At 66.3% G+C, this 22,087-nt stretch carries 20 protein-coding genes; 7 read left to right on the top strand and 13 right to left on the bottom strand.

What is annotated here, in order from left to right:
* Window positions 1–358: 358 nt before the first annotated feature.
* From E8F11_RS08690 to E8F11_RS08675, 4 genes are read right to left on the bottom strand one after another with little or no spacing between them, the layout of a single operon-like run.
* A complete protein-coding gene (locus tag E8F11_RS08690) occupies window positions 359–934 on the bottom strand; it encodes a cob(I)yrinic acid a,c-diamide adenosyltransferase (RefSeq protein WP_280288439.1) in 576 nt (191 codons plus the stop codon).
* A 1-nt stretch (window position 935) separates the two neighbouring features.
* On the bottom strand, window positions 936–2,954 hold the full coding sequence (locus E8F11_RS08685) for a HAMP domain-containing sensor histidine kinase (RefSeq protein ID WP_280288438.1): 2,019 nt from the start codon (window positions 2,952–2,954) through the stop codon (window positions 936–938).
* 46 nt (window positions 2,955–3,000) lie between these two features.
* Complete coding sequence (locus tag E8F11_RS08680) at window positions 3,001–3,912, bottom strand: putative 2-dehydropantoate 2-reductase (RefSeq protein ID WP_280288437.1); 912 nt, start codon at window positions 3,910–3,912, stop codon at window positions 3,001–3,003.
* Window positions 3,909–4,871, bottom strand: a complete 963-nt coding sequence (locus E8F11_RS08675) for a response regulator (RefSeq protein WP_280288436.1) — start codon at window positions 4,869–4,871, stop codon at window positions 3,909–3,911. The genes E8F11_RS08680 and E8F11_RS08675 overlap by 4 nt, the downstream gene beginning before the upstream one ends.
* A 222-nt stretch (window positions 4,872–5,093) precedes the next feature.
* Between E8F11_RS08675 and E8F11_RS08670 the strand changes: the two genes are divergently transcribed.
* Both E8F11_RS08670 and E8F11_RS08665 read left to right on the top strand, forming a co-directional pair.
* Window positions 5,094–5,573 (top strand): YajQ family cyclic di-GMP-binding protein, encoded by a 480-nt coding sequence (locus E8F11_RS08670; RefSeq protein ID WP_280288435.1) that lies wholly within the window; start codon window positions 5,094–5,096, stop codon window positions 5,571–5,573.
* A 116-nt stretch (window positions 5,574–5,689) separates the two neighbouring features.
* Window positions 5,690–6,514, top strand: a complete 825-nt coding sequence (locus E8F11_RS08665; protein WP_280288434.1) for a mechanosensitive ion channel family protein — start codon at window positions 5,690–5,692, stop codon at window positions 6,512–6,514.
* 42 nt (window positions 6,515–6,556) lie between these two features.
* On the opposite strand, the gene E8F11_RS08660 is transcribed toward E8F11_RS08665, so the two are convergent.
* Window positions 6,557–8,296: an AmpG family muropeptide MFS transporter gene (locus E8F11_RS08660; protein ID WP_280288433.1), complete on the bottom strand. Its 1,740-nt coding sequence runs from the start codon at window positions 8,294–8,296 to the stop codon at window positions 6,557–6,559.
* A gap of 84 nt (window positions 8,297–8,380) precedes the next feature.
* Window positions 8,381–8,767, bottom strand: coding sequence for an MGMT family protein (locus E8F11_RS08655; protein ID WP_280288432.1), 387 nt, complete (start codon window positions 8,765–8,767; stop codon window positions 8,381–8,383).
* On the opposite strand from E8F11_RS08655, the gene E8F11_RS08650 reads away from it, so the two are divergent.
* Both E8F11_RS08650 and E8F11_RS08645 read left to right on the top strand, forming a co-directional pair.
* Window positions 8,766–9,761, top strand: a complete 996-nt coding sequence (locus E8F11_RS08650; RefSeq protein ID WP_280288431.1) for a DUF481 domain-containing protein — start codon at window positions 8,766–8,768, stop codon at window positions 9,759–9,761. The two genes, E8F11_RS08655 and E8F11_RS08650, sit on opposite strands and share 2 nt — an antisense overlap.
* A 131-nt stretch (window positions 9,762–9,892) precedes the next feature.
* Complete coding sequence (locus E8F11_RS08645; protein WP_280288430.1) at window positions 9,893–10,897, top strand: DUF481 domain-containing protein; 1,005 nt, start codon at window positions 9,893–9,895, stop codon at window positions 10,895–10,897.
* Window positions 10,898–11,016: 119 nt separating this feature from the next.
* On the opposite strand, the gene E8F11_RS08640 is transcribed toward E8F11_RS08645, so the two are convergent.
* The 6 genes from E8F11_RS08640 to E8F11_RS08615 all read right to left on the bottom strand — a co-directional run bounded on the left by E8F11_RS08640 (window position 11,017) and on the right by E8F11_RS08615 (window position 18,872).
* Window positions 11,017–12,324: an OprD family outer membrane porin gene (locus E8F11_RS08640; protein WP_280288429.1), complete on the bottom strand. Its 1,308-nt coding sequence runs from the start codon at window positions 12,322–12,324 to the stop codon at window positions 11,017–11,019.
* 198 nt (window positions 12,325–12,522) lie between these two features.
* Window positions 12,523–13,293: an IclR family transcriptional regulator gene (locus tag E8F11_RS08635; RefSeq protein ID WP_280288428.1), complete on the bottom strand. Its 771-nt coding sequence runs from the start codon at window positions 13,291–13,293 to the stop codon at window positions 12,523–12,525.
* An 88-nt stretch (window positions 13,294–13,381) separates the two neighbouring features.
* Window positions 13,382–14,866 carry an amidase gene (locus tag E8F11_RS08630; RefSeq protein WP_280288427.1) on the bottom strand — a complete coding sequence of 495 codons (1,485 nt, stop codon included), beginning with the start codon at window positions 14,864–14,866 and terminating at the stop codon, window positions 13,382–13,384.
* Window positions 14,867–16,192 carry a citrate-proton symporter gene (locus tag E8F11_RS08625; protein WP_280288426.1) on the bottom strand — a complete coding sequence of 442 codons (1,326 nt, stop codon included), beginning with the start codon at window positions 16,190–16,192 and terminating at the stop codon, window positions 14,867–14,869.
* Window positions 16,193–16,216: 24 nt separating this feature from the next.
* Window positions 16,217–17,428 (bottom strand): M20 aminoacylase family protein, encoded by a 1,212-nt coding sequence (locus tag E8F11_RS08620; RefSeq protein ID WP_280288425.1) that lies wholly within the window; start codon window positions 17,426–17,428, stop codon window positions 16,217–16,219.
* 490 nt (window positions 17,429–17,918) lie between these two features.
* Window positions 17,919–18,872, bottom strand: a complete 954-nt coding sequence (locus tag E8F11_RS08615) for a helix-turn-helix domain-containing protein (RefSeq protein ID WP_280288424.1) — start codon at window positions 18,870–18,872, stop codon at window positions 17,919–17,921.
* A gap of 118 nt (window positions 18,873–18,990) precedes the next feature.
* On the opposite strand from E8F11_RS08615, the gene E8F11_RS08610 reads away from it, so the two are divergent.
* The 3 genes from E8F11_RS08610 (at window position 18,991) to E8F11_RS08600 (ending at window position 20,832) form a co-directional block, all read left to right on the top strand.
* Window positions 18,991–19,476, top strand: a complete 486-nt coding sequence (locus tag E8F11_RS08610) for a nuclear transport factor 2 family protein (protein ID WP_280288423.1) — start codon at window positions 18,991–18,993, stop codon at window positions 19,474–19,476.
* A gap of 47 nt (window positions 19,477–19,523) precedes the next feature.
* Entirely contained in the window at window positions 19,524–19,811 is a 288-nt protein-coding gene (locus E8F11_RS08605; protein WP_280288422.1) for a GIY-YIG nuclease family protein, read from the top strand.
* Between the two features lie 85 nt (window positions 19,812–19,896).
* Complete coding sequence (locus tag E8F11_RS08600; protein ID WP_280288421.1) at window positions 19,897–20,832, top strand: glutathione S-transferase family protein; 936 nt, start codon at window positions 19,897–19,899, stop codon at window positions 20,830–20,832.
* Window positions 20,833–21,018: 186 nt separating this feature from the next.
* Here E8F11_RS08600 and yejK read toward each other — a convergent pair whose 3' ends face one another.
* Entirely contained in the window at window positions 21,019–22,026 is a 1,008-nt protein-coding gene (gene yejK / locus E8F11_RS08595; protein WP_280288420.1) for a nucleoid-associated protein YejK, read from the bottom strand.
* Between the last annotated feature and the right edge of the window lie 61 nt (window positions 22,027–22,087).

Below are 22,087 nucleotides of genomic sequence, written 5' to 3'. Positions count from 1 at the left end.
CATGCCGCTCGTCCCCCTGCGCAACGCTTCCGCTCGGCCTTCTGACGGGGCGGAGTCGCTGCCTCACCTCTGCTGCACAGGTTCAGGCAATGAGCAGGCATCAGGATTGCCGCGCCTTGTCAGGCGCGAGTCACCCCTCGCCCTCCGGGGCGAAGAGGCACGCTGTCGGAAGCACCGCTTCCGGTGCCGATGAGCGACTGAGCGCGAAGCGATCAGGCTGGGGCGCAGGGCGGGGGCCGGGGGAGAGGGCTGCATCAGGCAAGAGCGGAGGTCTGAAAGGTCCGTGTTAGACGTTACTATTCGGCTCTGCAACAGCTAACGCAGACATAGCCAATGAATTCGCCCCTACAGGGGCGACCTATGCCTTGCTAGCTGCCTGCCACAACACTTCCCCCACCTGCTGGCGGCGGCCGATCAGGCGGGCTGCGACGAAGAGCAGGTCGGAGAGGCGGTTGAGGTAGGCCAGCAATTCCTCGCGCAGCGGTTCTTCGGCGTTCAGCCCCTGGGCGCGGCGTTCGGCGTTGCGGGCGAAGCTTCGGCAGACATGGGCCTGGGCCACCAGTGCCGAGCCGCCCGGCAGGATGAAGTTCTTCAACGGGCCCAGCTCCTCGTTCCAGTGGTCGATGGCTGCCTCCAGCCGATCGATCTCCCTGGCTTCCAGAGCTTGGTACTCGGGCATCGCCAGTTCCCCGCCGAGGTCGAACAGGCGGTGCTGGCAGGGCGCCAGGACCGCGATCACCTCGTCCAGCCCCGGCCAGCGTTGTTGCCCCTCGGCAAGTCCCGCCAGTAGCAGGCCAAGCTGGCTGTTGAGGGTGTCCACCTCGCCTATGGCTTCGATGCGCGGGTGGTCTTTGCTCACCCGGCGGCCGCTGGACAGGCCGGTCTCGCCCTTGTCGCCAGTGCGGGTGTAGATCTTGGAAAGGCGATTGCCCATTTCAGGCTCCTGAGGTTTCGGTGCTGGCGATCAGCGGCAGGCGCAAGGTGAAGCAGGTGCCCTGGCCCGGCTTGGACTGCACTTCCATCTGCCCCTTGTGGTTGTTGGTGATGATGAAGTACGAGACCGACAGCCCGAGCCCCGTGCCCTGGCCCACTTCCTTGGTGGTGAAGAAGGGCTCGAAGATGCGCTTGCGCACGGTCTCCGAGATGCCCACGCCATTGTCCTCCACCTGGATCTCCGCCCAGGGCGGGCTCAGGCGGGTGCGCAGGGTGATGTGGCCTTCCTCGTCGTCCTCGCGCTGGTGGATGGCCTGGGCGGCATTCTTCAGCAGGTTGAGCAGCACCTGCTCCAGTTCGTTGGCGGTACCCGGCACCGGTCCGAGGTCGGAGTCGAACTCGCGGGTGATCTGCAGGCCCTTGAAGTCGAACCCCTCGGTCAGGTCGAAGTCGTTGCTGGCGATCTCCAGTGCCTGGTCCAGCAGCACCGGCAACTGGCAGGGCGCCAACTGGCGGCTGCTGCGCCGGCTGAATGCGAGCATGTGGGTGACGATCTTGGCCGCGCGGGCGCCGGCCTGGTGGATGTCATCCAGCAGCTTGGGCACCTCGCGTGCCTCCAGGTACTGGTTGACGGCTTCCAGGCTGATGCCGCTGATGGCGGCCTGCTCCTGGTTGCGGTCCAGCTCCGGCGAGAGGCGCCGACGGATGTTCTGCACGTTGTGCAGGATGGCGCCCAGCGGGTTGTTGATCTCGTGGGCCATGCCGGCGGCCAGGCCGCCCACCGAAAGCATCTTTTCCGACTGCACCATCAGCTCCTCCATGGACAGGCGCTGGGTGATGTCGTCGATGCGGATCACCACACCGCGCCCGGTGCCACCCATCAGCGGGTAGAAGGTCAGGGAGTAGTGATGGACGATTTCGCCCACCAGCCAGCTGACCCGCTCCACCTTCTCCACCTTGTGCTTTTCAGCGGTCAGGCGGATCTGCGGCAGGAAGGGCTTGAGCGAGGGGAAGGCGAGGAACACCGGCTGGTTCAGGGCATCGTCCATCGGCGTGCCGGAGAGGGCGCTGGCTTCCTGGTTCCATTGGGTGACGTAGAGCTGCTCGTCCAGGGCGATGAGTGCCGAGGGCATGGAGTCGATGATGCTGTTGAGGTAGTTCTGGAAGCCGGTGAGCTTCTTCTCGATCTTGCTGCGCACCTGAACTTCCAGCTCCAGCTTGCGGTTGGAGTGGCGGGTTTCCTCGGCCAGTTCGTGGGCCTGGTCGAAGGCCGCCTGGGCGTCGTCGCGGGCGCGCTTGAGCTGCTGTTCGCGAGCCTCGATACGGCTGAGCATGGTGTTGAAGGCGTCGGCCAGGCTGCCGATTTCGTCACGGTTGCCGCGCGGCGCGCGCAGGGCGTAGTTCTCCTCCCGGGTGACTTGGCGGGAAAGTTCCTCGAGGCGGCGGATCGGTCGCGTGACCATGCGCCGGATCTGTCGTGCGATCAGCAGCCAGAGCAGCACGCTGCAGGCGAGGATCGCCAGGCTGGCGGTCAGGGTGCCGGTATAGAACACCCCGGGCAGTTCGCTCGAGGCCACCAGCAACAGGTGGCCGGGCTTCTTGCCGGGCATCGGCAGTTCGGCCAGGTGGGTGGTGCGGAATTCCCGCAGGCGCCAGCCGGGCAGGTCGGCGGCCGTCAGCGGCAGGTCCAGCTGCGCGCCGCGCTGCAGCTGGGCCAGCAGGCGGCCGTCGCTGTCGTAGAGGGCGGCGGCGCGCAGTGGTGTGTAGCTGTCCAGGCGCGCCAGCATCGCCTTGGCGTCCTCTTCCGAGGCCAGGGCCTCGGGGCCGATGGCTGAAGAGGCGAAGAGCCGACCAAGGGTCACCAGGCCCTGGGGCGCGACGCTTTCCTGGGAAATCCAGTAGGCGGCGCTGATGAAAGCCAGGTTGGCGATGAGCAGGACGGTGGCGAGCAGGACCAGCAGGGCGGCGAGCAGTTTGCGGCCGACTGACAGGTTCTCGAGGCGTTGACGCAGGTTGGTCAAGGGGAAAGTAATCCGCAGCTGGGCTGACAAGCAGGTTAGCGCGGGGTCAGGTGACGGGCAATCCGCGTTGCTGCAGGTGGGCCTTGAGGCGCTCGTGCAGGCCCTGCAGGTGCGGCAGGCTGAGCCGGTGTCGAGCGGCGGTGGCGCAGGCATGGCCGAGCAGATAGCTGATCTCGGTGCGGCGGCCGTGGGCCACGTCCTGGTACATGGAGGAGTAGTTCGCTGCAGTGGCGTGGATCACCCGCAGCACCTCGTCATGCAGGCCTTCGGCGGCATCCGGCTGGCCGCAGCGTTCGAGCAGTTCGGCCAGTTCGGCGCAGAGCACGCCGACCTCCGCCGGGTGCTCGGCCAGGCCGCCGTTGCGGCAGTCATGCAATACGGTAAGCGGGTTGATGGCGCAGTTGAGCGCCAGCTTGCGCCACAGGCGCGAGAGGATGTCCGGCGTCCAGCCATGGGGAATGCCCGCCTGATCCAGCTCCTCCAGCCAGGCCGGGGCGGCAGGCTGCAGCGGATCGCCGAGCCAGGTGAAGCCGTGGCCGGCGAACACCACGCGGAAGTCCGCCTCGCGGAAGGCCCCTTCGGTGCTGGAGGCGAGTACGCAGCGGGCATGGGGCAGGCGCTTCGCCACCGCATCCTGGCTGCCCAGGCCATTCTGCAGCAGGATCAGCTCGGCGCCGGGGGCCAGGCGTTGCAGAAGGGGTTGCACCGCGGCCTCGGCGTCATAGGCCTTGCAGGCCAGCAGCAGGCGGCTGATGGGCCCGCTGCCGCTGGGCAGTTCGGCGGGAATGGCATGCTGCTGCGCGCGGCCCTGTTCGACCAGGGTCAGGCCACCGGCCTCTTCGTAGGCGCTGATCCGCGCGCGGTCGCGAAGGATCAGCCGCACCGGTCGCCCGGCGCTGGCCAGGCGGGCGGCCCAGAGGCTGCCCAGGCTGCCGGCGCCGAGGATGTGCCAGGTCATGGCTGCGGCAGGCGCAGGGCGGTGACCCGGCCGCTGGCGTAGGCTTCGGGCAACATGGCAGCGGCCTTTTCCAGCAGCTCTTCGGCATCCAGGGGCAGCGCCTTGGTGTCCAGGCCCACGAGGGAAACACCGGCCTTGAGGGTGATGAAGCCTTCGCTGGTCTTGAAGGCCTTGAGGTTCAGCCCCTCATGCAGACGGCGGAAGCTGCTCGGCGAGCATTCGTGGAGGTCGTCGAGCAGGGTGATCAGGCCGAAGTGGCTTTCGTCCAGCCGGGTCAGCACGTCCAGGGGCCGGACCAGCTGTTGCAGGCGCCGGGCGACGCCGTGCAGCAGCTCGTTGTAGAAGGCATCGCCGTAGCGCTGGCGCAGCTGTGGCGCGTCCAGCAGGCCGATCAGCAGGTAGCACAGGGCGCCACCGCGGGACTCGACCTGGCGCAGGCTGTCGGTCAGCCTCTGTCGCAGGTAGCGCGGGTTGCCGAGGCCGGTGAGGGAATCCACCAGGTTGCGTTGCTCCAGGCTGGCGATGTTCTGGGTCAGCAGGCGGTTTTCCTGCAGCAGGCGCTGCAGGGTATTGCACAGGCGGTCCGCGGCGTAGATCCGCGGTACCAGCTGCTCGCTCATGGCGGCCTTGCTGATGAAGTCGTCCACGCCGCGGTCGAAGGCCTCGCCCAGGACGTTCTCGCCCTCCTTGCCGGTGAGCAGGATGATGTAGCTGTAGTGGTCGGTCATCTCATCCAGCTGGCGTACCCGCGCGGTCAGTTCCAGGCCGTCGATCTCGGGCATCAGCCAGTCGGCGAGGATCACGTTCGCCGGCTTCTGCTCGAGCAACTGCAGGGCTTCGCCTGCGCTGCTGGCGAAGCGCAGGTCCTGGTAGCCGGCCTGGCTCAGGGTGCGGCCGATCATGGCGCTGGAGAACTTGGCGTCGTCCACCACCAGGATGCTGAGATGAGGGTTGGGCATGTGGCAGGCTCGCAAGGGTGGGGGAGCGGAATGTGGCGTTATGATATCAAGCCTCGATTGTGTTGCCTTGTCGCCCTACCGTTCTGCCGGTTGCGGACTGCTGGGGACGGCTTCGAAAAAGTCGGCTTGTCGCTCGGTTATAATGGGTGCGCATTTTTTACCGTCAAGCCAGGCGCTTTCATATCCGTGATGCAGATCGCGCCGTCTATCTGGAGGAATCCCATGCCCTCGTTCGACGTGGTGTCCGAACTGGACAAGCACGAAGTCACTAACGCCGTCGACAACGCCATCAAGGAGCTCGACCGCCGCTACGATCTGCGCGGCAAGGGCAGTTTCGAGTTCAAGGAACTGACGGTCACCCTTACTGCCGATGCCGACTTCCAGCTGGAGCAGATGCTGGAAATCCTCAAGCTGGCCCTGGTCAAGCGCAAGATCGATGTCCAATGCCTGGAGATCAAGGACTCCTACGCCTCCGGCAAGGTCGTGAAGCAGGAAGCCGTGCTGCGCGAAGGTATAGACAAGGAGCTGGCGAAAAAGATCGTTGCCCATATCAAGGAGAGCAAACTCAAGGTCCAGGCCGCCATCCAGGGCGAACAGGTACGCGTCACCGGCAAGAAGCGCGACGACCTGCAGGAAGCCATCGCCGCCCTGCGTGCCAAGGAATTCGGCATGCCGCTGCAGTTCAACAACTTCCGCGACTGAGCGGAACCTTCGCGACCGATTCGCGTCGCAACCCTAGTGTCCTTTGAACCTTCGCCGCCGTGGCTTGTCCATGGCGGCTTGGTTTCGCATTGCTGAAATAGCGCAGGAGAACGCCCATGGAGATGAACGTCGACCAACTGGTGGAGGTGTCCGAGGCCTGGTTGCCTGTACTGCTGGAATACAGCGGAAAGCTGACGCTGGCGCTGCTCACCCTGCTGATCGGCTGGTGGCTGATCAACGTCTTGACCGGCAAGGTCGGCGCGCTGATGCAGCACCGCCGGGTCGATCGCACCTTGCAGGGCTTCATCGGCAGCCTGGCCAACATCATCCTGAAGATACTGTTGATGGTCAGCGTGGCCTCGATGATCGGCATCTCGACCACCTCTTTCGTCGCCGCCATCGGCGCGGCGGGCCTCGCCATCGGCCTGGCCCTGCAGGGGAGCCTGGCGAATTTCGCCGGCGGTGTACTGATCCTGCTGTTCCGCCCCTTCAAGGTAGGGGATTTCATCGAAGCCCAGGGCGTGTCCGGTACCGTGGATCACATCCAGATCTTCCACACCGTGCTGCGTACCGGTGACAACAAGACGGTGATCATGCCCAACGGCAGCCTGTCCAACGGCATCATCACCAACTACTCCAAGCAGGCGAACCGCCAGGTCCTGTACGACGTGAAAGTCGAATACTCCACCGACCTTTCCAAGGCCCGTGACGTCCTCCTCGAGCTGGCCCGGGATCCGCGCGTGCACAAGGACCCGGAGCCGGTGGTGGTGGTTTCCGCCCTGGGCGATACCTCCATCAACCTGTCCCTGCGCCTGTGGACGTCCAACGCCGACTATTGGGGCGTGATCTTCAAGCTCAATGAAAGCGTGCGCGACAGCCTGAGGGCTGCCGGCGTCGAGCTGGCGCAGCCGCCGCGCATGGTGCAGGTGGTGCCGGGCTGAGGTTCGGCGGGAACGGAAAAGGCCGGCATATGCCGGCCTTTTTCATGGCTGCTCGGTGGACCCAGGCGCCGCTGGCGCACTGGGCGAGCCGTTCTCCTTCGGCTGCTGGCGGTCGCGCCCCCACTGGATGGCGATCAGCACCAGGGTGGGAATGCCCAGCAGGGCGGTGAGCATGAAGAAGTTGTGGTAGCCCACGCTCTCCACCATCACCCCCGAGTAGCCGCCGATCAGGCGCGGCAGCAGCAGCATGATGGAGCTGAGCAAGGCGTACTGGGTGGCGGAGAACTTCAGGTTGGTCAGGCTCGACAGATAGGCCACGAAAGCCGAGGTGGCCAACCCCGCGCTGAAGTTGTCGCAGGAGATGGTGACGATCAGCATGTTCAGGTGCGCGCCCATGTCGCTCAGGGCCACGAACAGCAGGTTGGTGGCCGCCGAGCTGACGCCACCGATGAAGAGGATCGGCAGGATGCCGAAGCGCACGATGAGCAGGCCGCCGGCGGCCGCGCCAAGCAGCGTCATCACCAGGCCGAAGAGCTTGCTGACGCTGGCGATCTCTTCCTTGCTGAAGCCCTGGTCGATATAGAAGACGTTGGCCATCACGCCCATCACCGTGTCCGACATCCGGTAGGTGGCGATCAGCCCGAGCAACAGCAGCGCCTGCCAGCGGTAGCGCTGGACGAACTCGCTGATGGGGGTCAGCACCGGCGCCATCAGCAGGCGACCGGCGGCGGAGAAGCAGGCCAGGGTGATCAGCAGGAACAGCATACCGCGCGGCCAGGCGCCGGAGGAGAAGGCCTTCACCGCGGCGGCGACGGTTACCAGGATCACGATCAGCACGATGATCGACACGGCCTGGTGGACGAAATCGAAGTTGGGAATCACCTTGCCGCGTGCCGCCACCAGCAGCTGGCGGCGTTGCTGGCTGAGCAGGTCGCGCACCGGGAGGATCTGGCGCATGCCCCAGGGCGACAGGCAGGTGACCAGGAAGATGGCGTAGAGCGCCGCGCGTGGCCAGGCGCGGTCGAGCATGCCGGTGATCATCGCCGGCAGGGAAATCAGCATCACCAGCAGGATCAGCACCGATGACAGCTGGTGCTTGAGCTTGAAACGCGAGGTATTGGTCTGCGTCGGCAGGTCCACCGGCGGTTCGCGCATCCACAGGCTGGTGATCAGCCCCGGCAGCATCAGCAGGGCGAAGAGCAGGTAGGTGCCGGCCCAGGCGCCGTATTCATAGACCCTGGCCGTGGAGCCGAACCACTCGGCGAAGTACAGTGCGCCTGCGGTGGCCAGCAGCGCGGAAACCCGGTAGCCGGTCATGTAGCTGGCGGCCAGGGCGGCCTGGCGGTTGTCTTCGGCGATTTCCAGGCGGTAGGCGTCGATGGCGATGTCCTGGGTGGCCGAGGCGAAGGCCACCACCACCGCCAGGGCGATCAGCCAGGTGAGGTTGGTCTGCGGATCGCACAGGGCCATGCCCACCAGTCCCAGGCCCACCAGCGCCTGGGACAGGACCAGCCAGGAGCGGCGGCGGCCGAGACGGCCGAGGAACGGCAGGCGCCACTGGTCGAGCAGCGGCGACCAGATCCACTTGAAGGCGTAGGCCAGGCCGATCAGGCTGGCGAAGCCGATGGTCTCGCGGGATACCCCGGCTTCGCGGAGCCAGACGGAGAGGGTGGAAAACACCAGCATGTAAGGCAGGCCAGCGGCGAACCCCAGCAGCAACAGCGAAAGGGTGGCCGGCGAGGCATAGGCGGCGATGGCGGCGCGCCAGGAACGTTGGGACATTAGTGGTGGGGTCCGAAAGGCGTGGTGCTGGGCATGGGCTGCTCGCGGCGTCCAGGGTGGGGCTGAAAAAGGGCAGGGCGCACTCTAACCCTTGGGTGGCATGGGATGCCAGCCGTGCCGACGCATGTCCACCCTATCGTTCAGGATACTGACTCCCTCAGCGCGCAATCGTGCCCGCTGCTCATTGCCCGACGGCGTGCCCACCGCCAGGCTGAAACGCCCGCCGGCGCCCAGCACGCGGTGCCAGGGCAGCAGGGTGCCGGCCGGGAGCTGGCTCAGGGTGCGTCCGACCCAGCGCGCTGCGCGACCAAGCCCCGCCAGCTCGGCCAGTTGGCCATAGGTGACCACCTTGCCTTCCGGCACCTGGCCCAGGGTCAGGTAGAGCGCTTCGCGGCGCACCTCTGCGCTTGCCGTGGGCAAGTCCGCCCATGCATGCTCAGACACCCCATTTCCTTTCTTCCTACCGACCATGCTCCGTAGCCTTAGTGGATTGTTCTACTGCCTGGCCTGCGCGCCGATCTGGGCCGATACCGTGTGGCTGAACAACGGCGACCGCATCAGCGGCGAGATCATCCTGCTGGACGGCGGCAAGCTGGCGTTGAAGACCAAGTATGCCGGCCGGGTCCTGATCGACTGGAAGGATATAGACACCCTCAGTTCCGAGAAACCACTGCTGCTCAAGCGCGGCGGCTTCGACAGCCAGCATAGCCACAGCCTCAAGGCGGCGGGCAAGGGCATGGTGCGGCTGGGCGATGGCGAGGGCGAGACCGTGCCCCTGGCCAGCATCCAGCAGCTGGTGCCGCCGCGGCCCCTGCTCAAGGACCGCATCTGGGAAGGCAACCTCGACGCCAAGCTGGACATGGAGCGCAATGAGGATCGCCAGGACGAGTGGAAGCTCAAGGGCGACACCCGCGTCGAGCACGGTCGCTGGCGCCATGTGCTGAGTGGGCAGTTCGAGAAGGAAACCACGAACGGCGAGCGAACCGAGGACAACTGGGAACTGGAATACGACCTCGACCGTTTTTTCACCCGTCACTGGTTCGTGCGCGGCAGCTATGACCAGCACAACGACGAATTCGAGTTCTTCGAACGCCAACGCTCCTACGGCACAGGCCCAGGCTACCGATTCTGGGACAACGAGCTGGGCCGCTTCGACCTGATAGCGCAGCTCACCCGCTTCCAGCTGGAAAGCGACGCGGGTGACATCGACTTCAATGCCTACTCCTTCGAGTGGGACTTCAAGCGCCTGATCTGGGGCACCCGTTTCGAGCTCTACTCCAAGGCCCAGTTGCAGGTGCCACGGATCGAGGAGGTCGACTACGTGCTCGACAGCGAATTCGGCCTGCGCTACCGCCTCAATGACTGGGCACGGCTATCCCTGCTCTACGAGCTGGACCAGTTGCGCGGCCTCGGCGAAACCTCATCGGACAGGCACTACCTCATCGGCGTCGGCATCGGCTGGTAGCACCGGGGCGGGGCACGCCCATCGATTTCTCGGAACTTTGGATAAAGCGGGCCGGTCAGTCCTTGCTCTGCTGTCGGTCATAGGGATAATGCCCGGCTTTTTTTGAGATACAGAACCAAAGAAGCCGCTTTATGTTGTCCAGATCCCTGCTTTGCATGGCGCTCGCCGCCGCTTCCACCGCCGCTTTCGCTGACACCGTCTGGCTGAAGAATGGCGATCGACTCACCGGCACCATCCGCGTCTTCGATGGCGGCAAGCTGGTGCTGCAAACCGACTACGGCGGCACCATCCCGCTGGACTGGAAGAAGGTCGCCACCCTGGAAAGCGACCGCGAGCTGCTGATCAAGCAGGGCGACTTTGTTGGCGAGCGCGCCAAGTCCCTGCACCGCGCGGAGGATGGCAAGGTCATCCTTGCCAACGGCGAGGCGCCCAAGGAAGTGGAGCTGGCCAGCATCGAGCAGATCATGAAGCCCAAGCCCCTGGTGGAGGACCTGACCTGGACCGGCAACGTCGACCTCTCCCTGGACTACAAGCGCGCCGAAAAAGACACCGACGACTACGAGGTCGACTTCAAGACCAAGGCCCGCCACGGCCGCTGGCGTCATAACGCCTCGGGCGAGTTCAACCGCGAATTCACCGACGACGAGAAGACCACGGACAACTGGGAAACCGAGTACGCCCTCGACCGCTTCATCACTGACAAGTTCTTCTGGCAGGGGCGTGGCGAGTACAAGCGCGACAAGATCGAGGACCTCGAGCGGCAGCGCACCCTGGGTACCGGCCCCGGTTACCAGTTCTGGGATGACGAGTTGGGGGCCTTCTCACTCGCCGGCCTGGTCAACCGCAGCGATTACCAGTTCGCCAACGGCGAAGAGGAAAACTTCTACGCCATCAGCATGAAGTGGGACTACAACCGTTACCTGGTGGGCAAGACGGTGGAGCTCTTCACCAGCGGCGAAGTCGGCCGTCCGCTGGACAACACCGCGGACTACGCGCTGGATGCCGAAGCGGGCCTGCGCTACAAGCTCACCGACTGGGCCTCGCTCAACGTGAAGGCCGAGAAGGACCAGGTCAGCGGCGCCAAGGAAAGTCTCGACGAAACCCGCTACACGGTGGGCTTCGGCGTCGGCTGGTAATTCTGGCTCCGGAATCGGTGCACCCGGCGCCGAGATATGTAGCCCGGATGGAACCCCAATCCCGGTCACGGAGCCACGTAGGGTGGGCTTCAGCCCACCATCGGAGCCTGCCGGGGGCTTCAGAACCTGTAGACATAGCTCAGATAGAAGCGCTCGGCATTGTGGGTGATGATCCCCGCCGGCCCCCGCGAGGTGGCGAAACGGTTGATGCCATCCGGCTGCCCCTTGGTGTGGAACTCGTTGTGCAGCCAGACCAGGCTCAGGCCTTTCAACGGACCCTCGAAGTTGTATTGCAACAGGCTCTGGAATTCCCGCCGGGAAAAACCGTCATAGCCGGCCGCGTGGTCGGAAAACGCATAATGGACATCCAGTCTTAGTTGCGGAGCGCCGATGGCAGAGAAGTTCGTCCCGCCAATCAGCTTGAACATCTCTTCCTCTTCCAGTCCGAAGAAATAGAACAACTTGGCGCTGCTGTTCCAGGCGCCGTGGTCCTTGCTGAAGAACAACCGGTCGAAGTCATCGCCGCGAACCTTGTTATGGGTTATGCCCAGGTAGTAGTTCTCTGTCCGGTATCTGGCGTACAGGTCGATGTAACGCGCATCGTGGGAGTCTTCTGCTTCATAGAGCCCGGGCACGCCCTCGCGCTCGAAGCGCTTGCCGGCGTCCTGCTGCATGCCAGCGGTGGCGTAAAGGTCGAGGAAGTGCCCGGGTGCCAGCTCGACGCTGTGCTCCAGCTTGAGGGAGGCCGCGCGCAGGTAGTGATCGGCCTCGGCATACTCGGCCAACAGGCGGCTGCCAAAGGGCAGCTGGTAGCCCAGGGCGAAGAGCTGCAGCTTGTCGATGGTTTCGCCGCGGAAGTTCTTCAGGTCGTCGCCCCAGCCGTTCTCGTTGCGCGGGCTGAAGGCCTCGACCTGGCTGTAGCGCAGGTTCAGCCCTTGGATGCGGTAGTCCAGGTCGACGCCCAGGGTGGCCGCCGGCAGGATGCGCGAGGTGTCGTCGAAGTATTGGGCGAAGCGGCGGATCTTCTTGCCGCCGCCCAGCACCAGTTCACCGGCGTCGCCGGCAAGGCGGCCGCGCAGGTAGGCCTCGATGGGCTTGGCCAGGCCGTGGGGCGACTGCACCGAGTCGTCCGCCTCCAGGTTGCTGATGCTGGTGGCTTCGTCGCCGACGCGCAGGTCATCGGCCAGGCCGTAGCTGTAGTCCAGGCCCAGCAGGTCGCGGTACCAACCGGAGTTGAAACTGAACTGGGTGCCCTGGACCCATTCGTCGCGGGTGGGGCCGACGCCTTCGCCGTTGTTTTCTTTCCAGTAGAACTGGCTGTAACGCAGCGAACTCGCGCTGTCCTCGATAAAGCCAGCAGCCCCCGCACTTCCGACCAATAAGCATCCGGCCATCCCCGCCAGGTACTTGCAATGAACTCTGCGCATCTCATCACCTTTATTCTTGTTTTCTGACGATAGGGCCGTTGTTCAGGCCGGACCCTATTGTCGAAGCAGGCGAATAAAGGGCAATTCAATTGGGTTCCACGCAATGGAATAAGCATTTTTAAAGAAATGGCTGACATGCAACTTCCGGTCGCCGCCTTGATGCAAGGCGGCAACGTTTAAAGTTTCAGGTGCGGAACTTCAGGCGAGACTTCGCTGCAACTGGCTGACGGTTGCCGCCAGGCTGCCCAGGTGGCGCTGCTGCACGCTCTCCACGCTGTGCTCATCCCGGGGCCAGTGCAGGGCGATGCTGCCCACCAGGCGGCCCTGACTCAGTACGGGCAAGGCCACCGCGCGGATCAGGAAGGGCAGGCGCACCGCGTATTCCCAGGTGCCTTCGGTGCGCTCGCCGAAGCCCTGGGTGTGGGTCTGTTCGTGGGCGCGCAGCAGGTCGTCGCCGCTGAGTCGGTGGCGCAGGGCGAGGCGCTGCACTTCCGTGCTGTCCAGTTCGCCCAGGCAGGCCTTGCCCATGGCCGAGTGGAACAGGCTGGCCTGTAGCCCGACCGCCAGGCGGTTGGCCGGGTAGCGCTTGCGCAATGCGGCGGGGATGGCGCTTTCCATCACGTGCAGGTCGTCGCCGTCGAAGAACGAGAGGTCTGCCACCAGCCCGGTGCGTTCGCTGAGTTCCTGCAGCAGCGGTGCGGCCTGCTCCACCAGGCGACGGCTGAAGCGCTGGCCGGGGTCGCCGAACAGCCGCCGGGAGCAGAGGCGGTAGCGCCGGTCGCACAGGCCGCGATAGAGCCAGCCCTGCTCCTGCAGGGTGTGCAGCAGGCGCGAGACGGTGGCCTTGGGGAGGCCGGTGAGGTAGTGCAGTTCCTCCAGCCCCAGCTCTTGGTGTTCGCCGAGCAGTTCGACTATCGCCAGTGCGCGTTCCACCGATCGTACGGTGCCGCCTTCGTCTCTGCCTTGCATGTCCGTCCCCTGTCGCGCCCCTTGTGCACTCACCGCGAGGGCGCTGCAAGATGCAGGCCCGAACGCGGTGGGATCTGGAGATGCTCGCCTAGCGAACATGCTGCAGCAGTGGTGGTGGGCAGTTGCGCACCCAGTGGGTGAGCTGTTCGTGGGCATGGGCCAGTTGCAGCACGGCCAGGTCGGCCTGGGCTGGGCCCATGATCTGCAGGCCCATGGGCAGGCCGGCAGGGCTGAAACCCACCGGTACGCTCATGGCCGGGATGCCGGCCAGGGTGGCGCCTATCACCACTTCCATCCAGCGGTGGTAGGTGTCCATAGCCTTGCCGGCAATGGCTTTGGGCCAGTGCAGCGCTGCATCGAAAGGGAACACTTGCGCACTGGGCAGCAGCAGGAAGTCGTAACGCTCGAAGAGCCTTTCCACGGCGCGGTACCAGTCGCTGCGGTCCAGGGAGGCCTGGAAGACATCCGCCGCGCTGAGGCGCAGGCCACGCTCCACTTCCCAGACCGCTTCGGGTTTCAGCAGCGCACGCTTGGCCGGGTCGGCATGGGCCGGGGCCAGGCTGCCGGCCACCAGCCAGGCGCGGTGTACCAGCCAGCAGTTCCACAGGCGCGCCATGTCGAACTCGGGCTGGCAGTCCTCGACCCGGCAACCGAGGTCGCGGAAGTCCGCCAGCGCGCTTTCGCAGAGCGCCAGCAGCCCGGGCTCCATGGGCAGGTGGCCGCCGAGGTCGCCCAGCCAGCCGATGCGTGCGCCGTCGAAATCGCGCTGCAGTGGGCCGATCAGGTCCGCCGTGCTGGCGAGGGACAGCGGCGCGGCTCGGTCGGGGCCAGCCTGGGTGCGCAGCAGTGCCGCCACGTCGGCCACGCTGCGGCCCATGGGGCCTTCGGTGGCCAGCTGCTGGGCGAAGAGTTCCGGCGTGGGGCCGAAGGGCACGCGCCCCTGGGACGGGCGCAGGCCGTAGACATTGTTGAAGGCCGCCGGGTTGCGCAGCGAGCCCATCATGTCGCTGCCGTCGGCCACCGGCAGCAGGCGCAGGGCCAGGGCCACCGCCGCGCCGCCGCTGCTGCCGCCGGCGCAGAGGCTGGGGTCGTAGGCGTTGCCGGTGGTGCCGAAGACGCTGTTGTAGCTCTGCGAGCCGAGGCCGAACTCCGGCACGTTGGTTTTGCCGACGAAGATCGCCCCCGCCGCCCGCACCCGCGATACGGCGATGGCGTCGTGCTGGGCCACCTGCCCGGCGAACAGTGGCGAACCCATGCTGGTGGGCAGGCCGGCGCAGGCGGCGAGGTCCTTCACCGCCTGCGGCATGCCGTGCATCCAGCCCAGCCATTGGCCGCCGGCCAGCTGCCGGTCGCGCTGGTCGGCCTCGGCCAGCAGCTCTTCTGCTGGGCGCAGGGAGACCAGGGCGTTGACCCGGGGATTGAGCTGGTCGATCTGCTCCAGGTAGGCCTGCATCACCTCGCGGCAGGACAGCTGGCGGCTGCGGATGGCCTCCGACAGGGGAAGGGCGTCCAGCGCGACGATTTCCTGCTGCAGCGAGCCGGGGACGTTCTGGGGGATCTCGAAACGGGTCATTCACAGGCTCCGGGCGGAAGTGGCGAGCGGGTTGCGGCGTTGGCGTTCCAGGGCGACGGGAGCGCCTTCACGCAGGAAGCAGGTGGCGGCGAGGCCGACGAACGAGGCAAAGAGCACATAGAAGGCTGGCGCCACCGGCGTGCCGCCCACCTGGGTCAGCCAGGTGACGATGAAGGGCGCGAAGCCGCCGAACAGCATCACCGCGACGTTGTAGGCCAGGGCCAGACCGGTGGAGCGCACGCGGGTGGGAAATTGCTCGGCGACGGCGGTGGGGGCCGGGCCGTACGACACCCCGATCATGCTGCACAGCAGCAGTTGCATCACCAGCAGGCGTTCCACGCTCGGGGCCTCTGCGACCCATGAGAACAGCGGGTAGACCAGCAGGAAGAAGGCCAGGGTGCCGCCGAACAGAACCGGACGCCGGCCGATGCGGTCGGACAGCGCGCCGGCCAGGGGGATGATCAGGGTCATCAGCGCCACCGCCAGCATCTGCACCATGAACACCTGGTCCAGGGGTAGGCCGAGTTGCTTGTGGGCGAAGGTGGGCATGTTCACCAGCACCACGTAGAAGGCCACGGTACCGCTGATGGTGGTGCCCATGGTCACCAGCACGGCCCGGCGATGCTCGCGCAACACCTGCAGCAGGCGGATGGGCTCGCCCTGGTGTTCCTCCCGGGCATCGAGGAAGGCCTCGGTTTCTTCCATGTGGCGGCGCATCCACAGCCCCACCGGGCCGATCAGCAGGCCGAGGATGAATGGCATCCGCCAGCCCCAGCCGTCCAGCGCCTCAGGGGAGAGGGTGTGGGTCACCAGGGCGCCCATGCCGGCGCCAGCGAACACCGCCAGGCACTGGCCGAACAACTGCCAGGCGCCGTAGAGGCCGCGGCGGTTGGCCGGCGCGCTCTCCACCAGGAAGGCGGTGGCGCTGGCGTATTCACCGCCGGTGGCGAAGCCCTGGAGCATGCGGGCGATCACGATCAGCAGCGGTGCGCCGATACCGATGGCCGCGTAGTCGGGGGCGAAGGCGATCAGGGCGATGGCCAGGGTCATCAGCAGGATGATCAGTTGCATGGCTGCCTTGCGGCCCTTGCGGTCGGCGTAGAGGCCGAGCAGCACGCCGCCCACCGGGCGCATGAAGAAGCCGACGCCGAAGGTGGCCAGCGCCATCAGCAGCGAGGCGTACTCGCTGTCGGAAGGGAAGAACAGCCGGGCGATGATGCTCGACAGGAAGCCGTAGACGATGAAGTCGTACCACTCGAGGGCGTTGCCGATGACAGCGGCGGTCACCTGGCGGGCGCGTGAGGTTCCGCTCTGGGAAGCGTGCATGGGGATTCTCCGGAAACTATTGGGCTAGGCGGCGGTGGCAGAAGCCTGGGAAGGCGCGGGCGGGGCCTGGAACCAGGCTTCCGTGAGCGCGGCCCAGTACGCGGCGCCGCGCACCAGGATCTGGTCGTTGAAGTCGTATCCGGGGTTGTGCACCATCGGCCGCCCTGCACCCGCACCGTTGCCGATGAAGAGGTAGCTGCCGGGGCAGCGCTGGAGCATCCAGGCGAAGTCCTCGCTGCCCATCACGGTGGGGGCATCCAGCACCTGGTCGGCGCCGGCCAGCGCTTCGCCGATGCGCCGGGCGAAGGCGGTTTCCTGTGCGCTGTTGACCAGCACCGGGTAGGCCGGGCGGTGCTCGATGCTGGCGCGGCAACCGTAGCTTTGCGCCTGGCTGTGGATAATTGCCTGTACCCGCTCCAGCACCTGCTCGCGCACCTTGGCGTCCAGGGCGCGCAGGCTCAGGCGTAACAGGGCGCTCTGGGGAATCACGTTGGCCGCTTCGCCGGCCTGCAGGGCGCCGACGGTGACCACCGCCGCCTGTTGCGGGTCGACGTTGCGCCCCACCACGGTCTGCAGGGCCATCACGGCGCTGGATGCGGCCACCAGCGGGTCGACGGAGAGGTGCGGCATGGAGCCGTGCCCGCCGACGCCTTCGATCACCACCTCCAGCAGGTCCTGGGAGGCCATCAACGCGCCTTCGCGGAAGCACAGGTGGCCGGCTTCCAGGCCGGGCATGTTGTGCATGCCGAACAGCGCCTCGGAGGGGAAGCGTTCCAGCAGGCCGTCGGCGAGCATGGCCTCGGCACCGCCCTGGCCTTCTTCGGCGGGCTGGAAGATCAGGTTGAGGGTGCCCTCGAAGTTGCGGGTGGCCGCCAGGTAGCGCGCTGCGCCCAGCAGCATCGCGGTATGGCCGTCGTGGCCGCAGGCGTGCATGCGCCCGGTGTGGCAACTGCTGTAGGCCAGGCCGGTGTCTTCGATGATGGGCAGGGCATCCATGTCGGCGCGCAAGCCCAGGGTGCGGGCGGCATCGCCGTTGCGCAGCACGCCGACCACGCCGGTGCGGCCGATGCCGGTATGCACCTCGTAGCCCCATTCCTCCAGCAGGCGCGCCACCAGGGCGGCGGTGCGCTGTTCTTCGAAGCCGAGTTCGGGGTGGGCGTGGATGTCCTGGCGCAGTGCCTTGAGCTCGACGGCGATGTCGTCGAGCCAGGATTGAATATGTGCGTAACGAGCCATTGTTGTTGTTCTCCTCGTGGATCGGCGACCGCGTTGCGCGGCTGGCCTTCAGCTAACCGCGCGGGCGGCGGGAGGACAATCGAAGGTGGTTCCGCAGGGTGGAACCGGGTGGTTGGTGAGCAGGGCGAGAGCGCTGGCGTGGGATTTCTTGCCTGACTCATTACCGAGTCTGCCTCTGCTTTTCGTTTCGCCTTCCCAGGCGACTCCCTTTGGCAGTCGTCGGAATGCCGCACCACCCACTCGGCCTCCTGACGGGGCGGGGTCGTTGCCCTACCGCTTTCTCTCAGCTTCAGGCCCGTTTGGGCTTCAGGATGGTTTGGTCGCTGTCGGCGCGAGTCACCCCTCTCCTCTTCAGGGGCGAAGCGGCAAGCATTCGGAAGTACCGCTTCCGGTGCCGATGAACGACTGAGCGCGAAGCGATCAGGCTGGGACGCAGGGCGGGGGGCAGGGGGAGAGGGCGGCGTTGGGCTTCGCTTCGCTCAGCCACAACCTACAGGTGGCTCCTCAGCCGTCTTCTGAACGCCCCTGGCGTCTCGCCGCACAGCTGCTTGAACAACTTGGCGAAGGTCGCCCGGTCGGCGTAGCCCACCTGGGCCGCCACCTGCTCGAGGGAGCGCGCCGGATTGCGCAGGGCGGTCTGCGCGGCGCTGATGCGCAGGCGTTGCAGGTAGGCGTTCGGGGTCAGGCCGGTGGTGGTCTTGAAGCGCCGCAGCAGGGTGCGGCTGGAGCAGTGGGCGCGGGCGGCCAGGGCGTCCAGGTCCAGCGGCTCGTCCAGGTGGCGTTGCAGCCAGAGCAGCAACGGTCCGATCTGCGGGTCATCCTTGCCCGCCGCCGGCAGCAAGGGGGCGAAGCGCGACTGGAGGCCGCGCTCCAGATCGAACACCAGGGCGCCGGCGACTCGCTGCGCCAGCCAATGGCCGCCGTGCCAGGCGATCAGGTGCAGGCAGAGGTCGAGACCGGCCTGGGCGCCGCCGGAGCAGAACAGGTTGCCGTCCTCGGTCAGCAGCGCTTCGGGCTCCAGCCGCACCTGTGGATAACGTTTCCGGAAGGCCGGTGCCAGCAACCAGTGGGTGGTGGCGCGGCGGCCATCGAGGCGACCCGAGGCGGCCAGCAGGAAGGCGCTGCTGCACAAGCTGGCCAGTTGCTGGGTATCCGGGCGTGCGGCCAGCCAGGGCAATAACTCGCTGTTGCTGGCCAGTGTCTGCTCCACCGCCACGCCGGTGGCCGTCAGCAGCACCAGGTCGGCCGCCTCGGCAAGGGGCAGGCCGCCGTCCACGCGTATCTCGGCCATGCCGATGTCCACAGGCAGGCCGTTGCGGCTGAAGCGTTGGACCTGGAACAGCGGCTCCCCGGCCAGTTGGTTGGCCAGGCGGAAGGCGTCATCGGCCATGGCCAGGCTGGAGCAGACGGTCTGCGGGCAGACGAAGAGGGCGACGCGGATCATGGGGAGGGCTCGGCGGCAGGGTTGGCGATTATTGACACAAAGTTGGCGATGCCGCCAATCGCCGTCCGGGCCATCCGGGTCAATACTGCTAGCCATACAGTCCTTGCCGGAGTCGTCCATGGCCCATCCCAATGCCGAACTCATCACCCGCTTCTACCAGGCCTTCCAGCGCCTCGATGCCGAGGCCATGGCCGAGTGCTACAGCCCTGACGTGCATTTCAGCGACCCGGTGTTCCCCGACCTCAATGGCGAGGAGGCGGCCGACATGTGGCGCATGCTCGCCAGTCGCGCCCAGCAGTTCAGCCTGACCTTCGACGGCGTCGAGGCCGATGACCTCACCGGCCGCGCCAACTGGGTGGCCACCTACCTGTTCAGCCAAACCGGGCGCATGGTGGAGAACCGCATCCAGGCACGCTTCCTCTTCGCCGACGGCAAGATCATCGAGCACCACGACAGCTTCGACCTCTGGCGCTGGGCACGGCAGGCACTGGGCGCCAAGGGCCTGCTGCTGGGCTGGTTACCGGCGGTGCAGAACGCCATTCGCCAGCAGGCCGCGCGGGGCCTGGCCGCCTACCGGGCCGGGACGCTGAGGGACTTGTCTTGACCCGGTGAGGCAATGCCTAATGCGGCGGCTTCCATCAGGACCCGCCAATGCCCGAAACCGCCGACGTCACCCCCGCCGCCAAGCCCTGGTTCGTCTACCTGGTGCGTGCCGAGAACGGCGCGCTCTATTGCGGCATCAGCGACGACCCGCAGCGGCGCTTCACGCAGCACCAGAGCGGCAAGGGCGCGCGCTTCTTCCATTCCAGCCCGGCCCAGGCCCTGGTCTTCGTCGAGGCCTGCGCCGACAAGGGCGAGGCCCTGCGCCGCGAGCGCGCCATCAAGCAACTGCGCAAGGCGGCCAAGGAGCGCCTGGTGCAACTCCATCCAGCCGGCTGATGCCGCGTCATCAGGCGCAGGGCATGGGCCGCCCCGGCCCGGCCGGGTAAGCTGGGTTATCCACAGACCTGACGCGGAGACCGTCATGCACGAGCTGATCCTGCACCACTATCCGACTTCGCCCTTCGCCGAGAAGGCCCGCCTGATGCTGGGCTTCAAGCAACTCTCCTGGCGCTCGGTGATGATCTCGCCGGTGATGCCCAAGCCCGATCTCACCGCGCTCACCGGTGGCTACCGCAAGACTCCGGTGCTGCAGGTGGGCGCCGATGTCTATTGCGACACGGCGCTGATCGCCCGCCGCCTGGAGGCGGAGAAATCCACCCCGGCGCTGTTCCCGGAAGGTCAGGAATTCAATGTTGCCAGTTTCGCCCTCTGGGTGGACTCGGTGGTGTTCCAGCACGCCGTGGCCCTGGCGTTCCAGCCCGAAGCCGTGGCGCTGCGCTTCGGCAAGTTGCCGCCGGAGGCGATCAAGGCCTTCATCGCCGACCGCGCCGGTTTTTTCAGCGGCGGCAGTGCCAGCCGCCTGCCGCTGGAGCAGGCCAGGCACAACTGGCCGGCGATCATCGCACGCGCCGAACAGCAGCTGGCGCGCAGCGAGGGAGACTTCCTCTTCGGCGAGCCCTCCATCGCCGACTTTTCCCTGGCCCATTGCCTCTGGTTCCTCAAGGGCACCCCGCTGACCGCACCCCTGGTGGACGAATACCCGGAAGTGGCCGCCTGGCTCGGCCGGGTGCTGGGCTTCGGCCATGGCGCAGCGAGCGAGCTGTCCTCGATTGATGCCCTGGAGATCGCCCGCAATGCCACCCCGGCGGCCCTGCCCAGCGAGGACTTCGTCGATCCCAACGGATTCGCCCCCGGGCAGAAGGTGCTGGTGGCGGCGACCGACTATGGCGTCGACCCGGTGGAAGGCGAGCTGCTGTTCGCCGGCCGCGAGGAAATCATCCTGCGCCGCGAGGACGAGCGCGCCGGCGTGGTGCATGTGCACTTCCCGCGGCTGGGGTTCCGCATCGAGGCAATCTAAGCAGAGGACTGCGCTCTTCCTGTGGGGGCGAATTCATTCGCTAAGCAGGCCGAAGGGCTGCCATCGGGATCGATCGGGGCTGCTGCGCAGCCCATAGCGAATGAATTCGCCCCCACAGGTTCGTGCCCCAACGGAACTCCTGCTGAATAGAAAGACCAGGCCCTGCATTCGCCGGGCCTGTCGTCTTCAGTCCTTGCGCCGCTTGAGCTGATCTTTCAGCTGGGTCGGCAGCTGGCGGATGATCAGCATGTCGCGGCCTTCGTCGTACTCGATCTTCGAGCCCAGCAGGTGGGCTTCGAAGCTGATGGACAGGCCCTCGGCGCGGCCGGTGAAGCGCTGGAACTGGCTGAGGGTGCGCTTGTCCGGCGGGATCTCCGGCGACAGACCGTAGTCCTTGTTGCGGATGTGGTCGTAGAAGGCGCGCGGGCGCTCTTCGTCGATCAGGCCGGAAAGTTCGTCCAGGGTGATCGGCTCGCCCAGCTTGGCCTGGGTGCTGGCGTAGTCCACCAGGGTCTTGGTCTTCTCGCGGGCCTGCTCCTCGGCCAGGTCCTCGCTCTCGACGAAATCGCTGAACGCCTTGAGCAGGGTGCGGGTCTCGCTCGGCGGGTCGACGCCTTCCTGGCAGCCGATGAAGTCGCGGAAGTAGTCCGACACCTTCTTGCCGTTCTTGCCCTTGATGAAGGAAATGTACTGCCGGGACTGCTGGTTGTTCTGCCACTCGGATATGTTGATGCGCGCGGCGAGGTGCAGCTGGCCCAGGTCCAGGTGCTTGGCCGGCGCCACTTCGAGGGCGTCGGTCACGGTCACGCCTTCGCTGTGGTGCAGCAGGGCGATCGCCAGGTAGTCTGTCATGCCCTGCTGGTAGTGGGCGAAGAGCACATGGCCGCCGGTGGAGAGGTTGGACTCCTCCATCAGCTTCTGCAGGTGTTCCACGGCCTGGCGGCTGAAGGCGGTGAAATCGCGGGTGCCGTCCTGGTACTCCTTCAGCCAGCCACTGAAGGGATAGGCCCCGGATTCCTCGAAGAAGAAGCCCCAGGCCTTGCCCTGCTTGGCGTTGTAGCTCTCGTTGAGGTCGGCCAGCAGGTTTTCCATGGCCTGGGATTCGCCCAGTACGCTATCCCGGGCATGCAGCACGGCGGCGCTGCCGTCGGGCTTCTTGTCGATGAGGTGGACGATGCAATGGCGGATGGGCATGGGCGTTCGACCAATGGGGAAGATGGCTCATCCGGCGCGCGGGCGCACCGGCGGGAAAAGT

Origin of the sequence: Pseudomonas sp. BN417 (assembly GCF_029871205.1) — a bacterium.
GTDB lineage: Bacteria > Pseudomonadota > Gammaproteobacteria > Pseudomonadales > Pseudomonadaceae > Metapseudomonas.
Note: the sequence above shows the minus strand (reverse complement) of the source record. Positions and strands in the feature narration are given on the sequence as shown.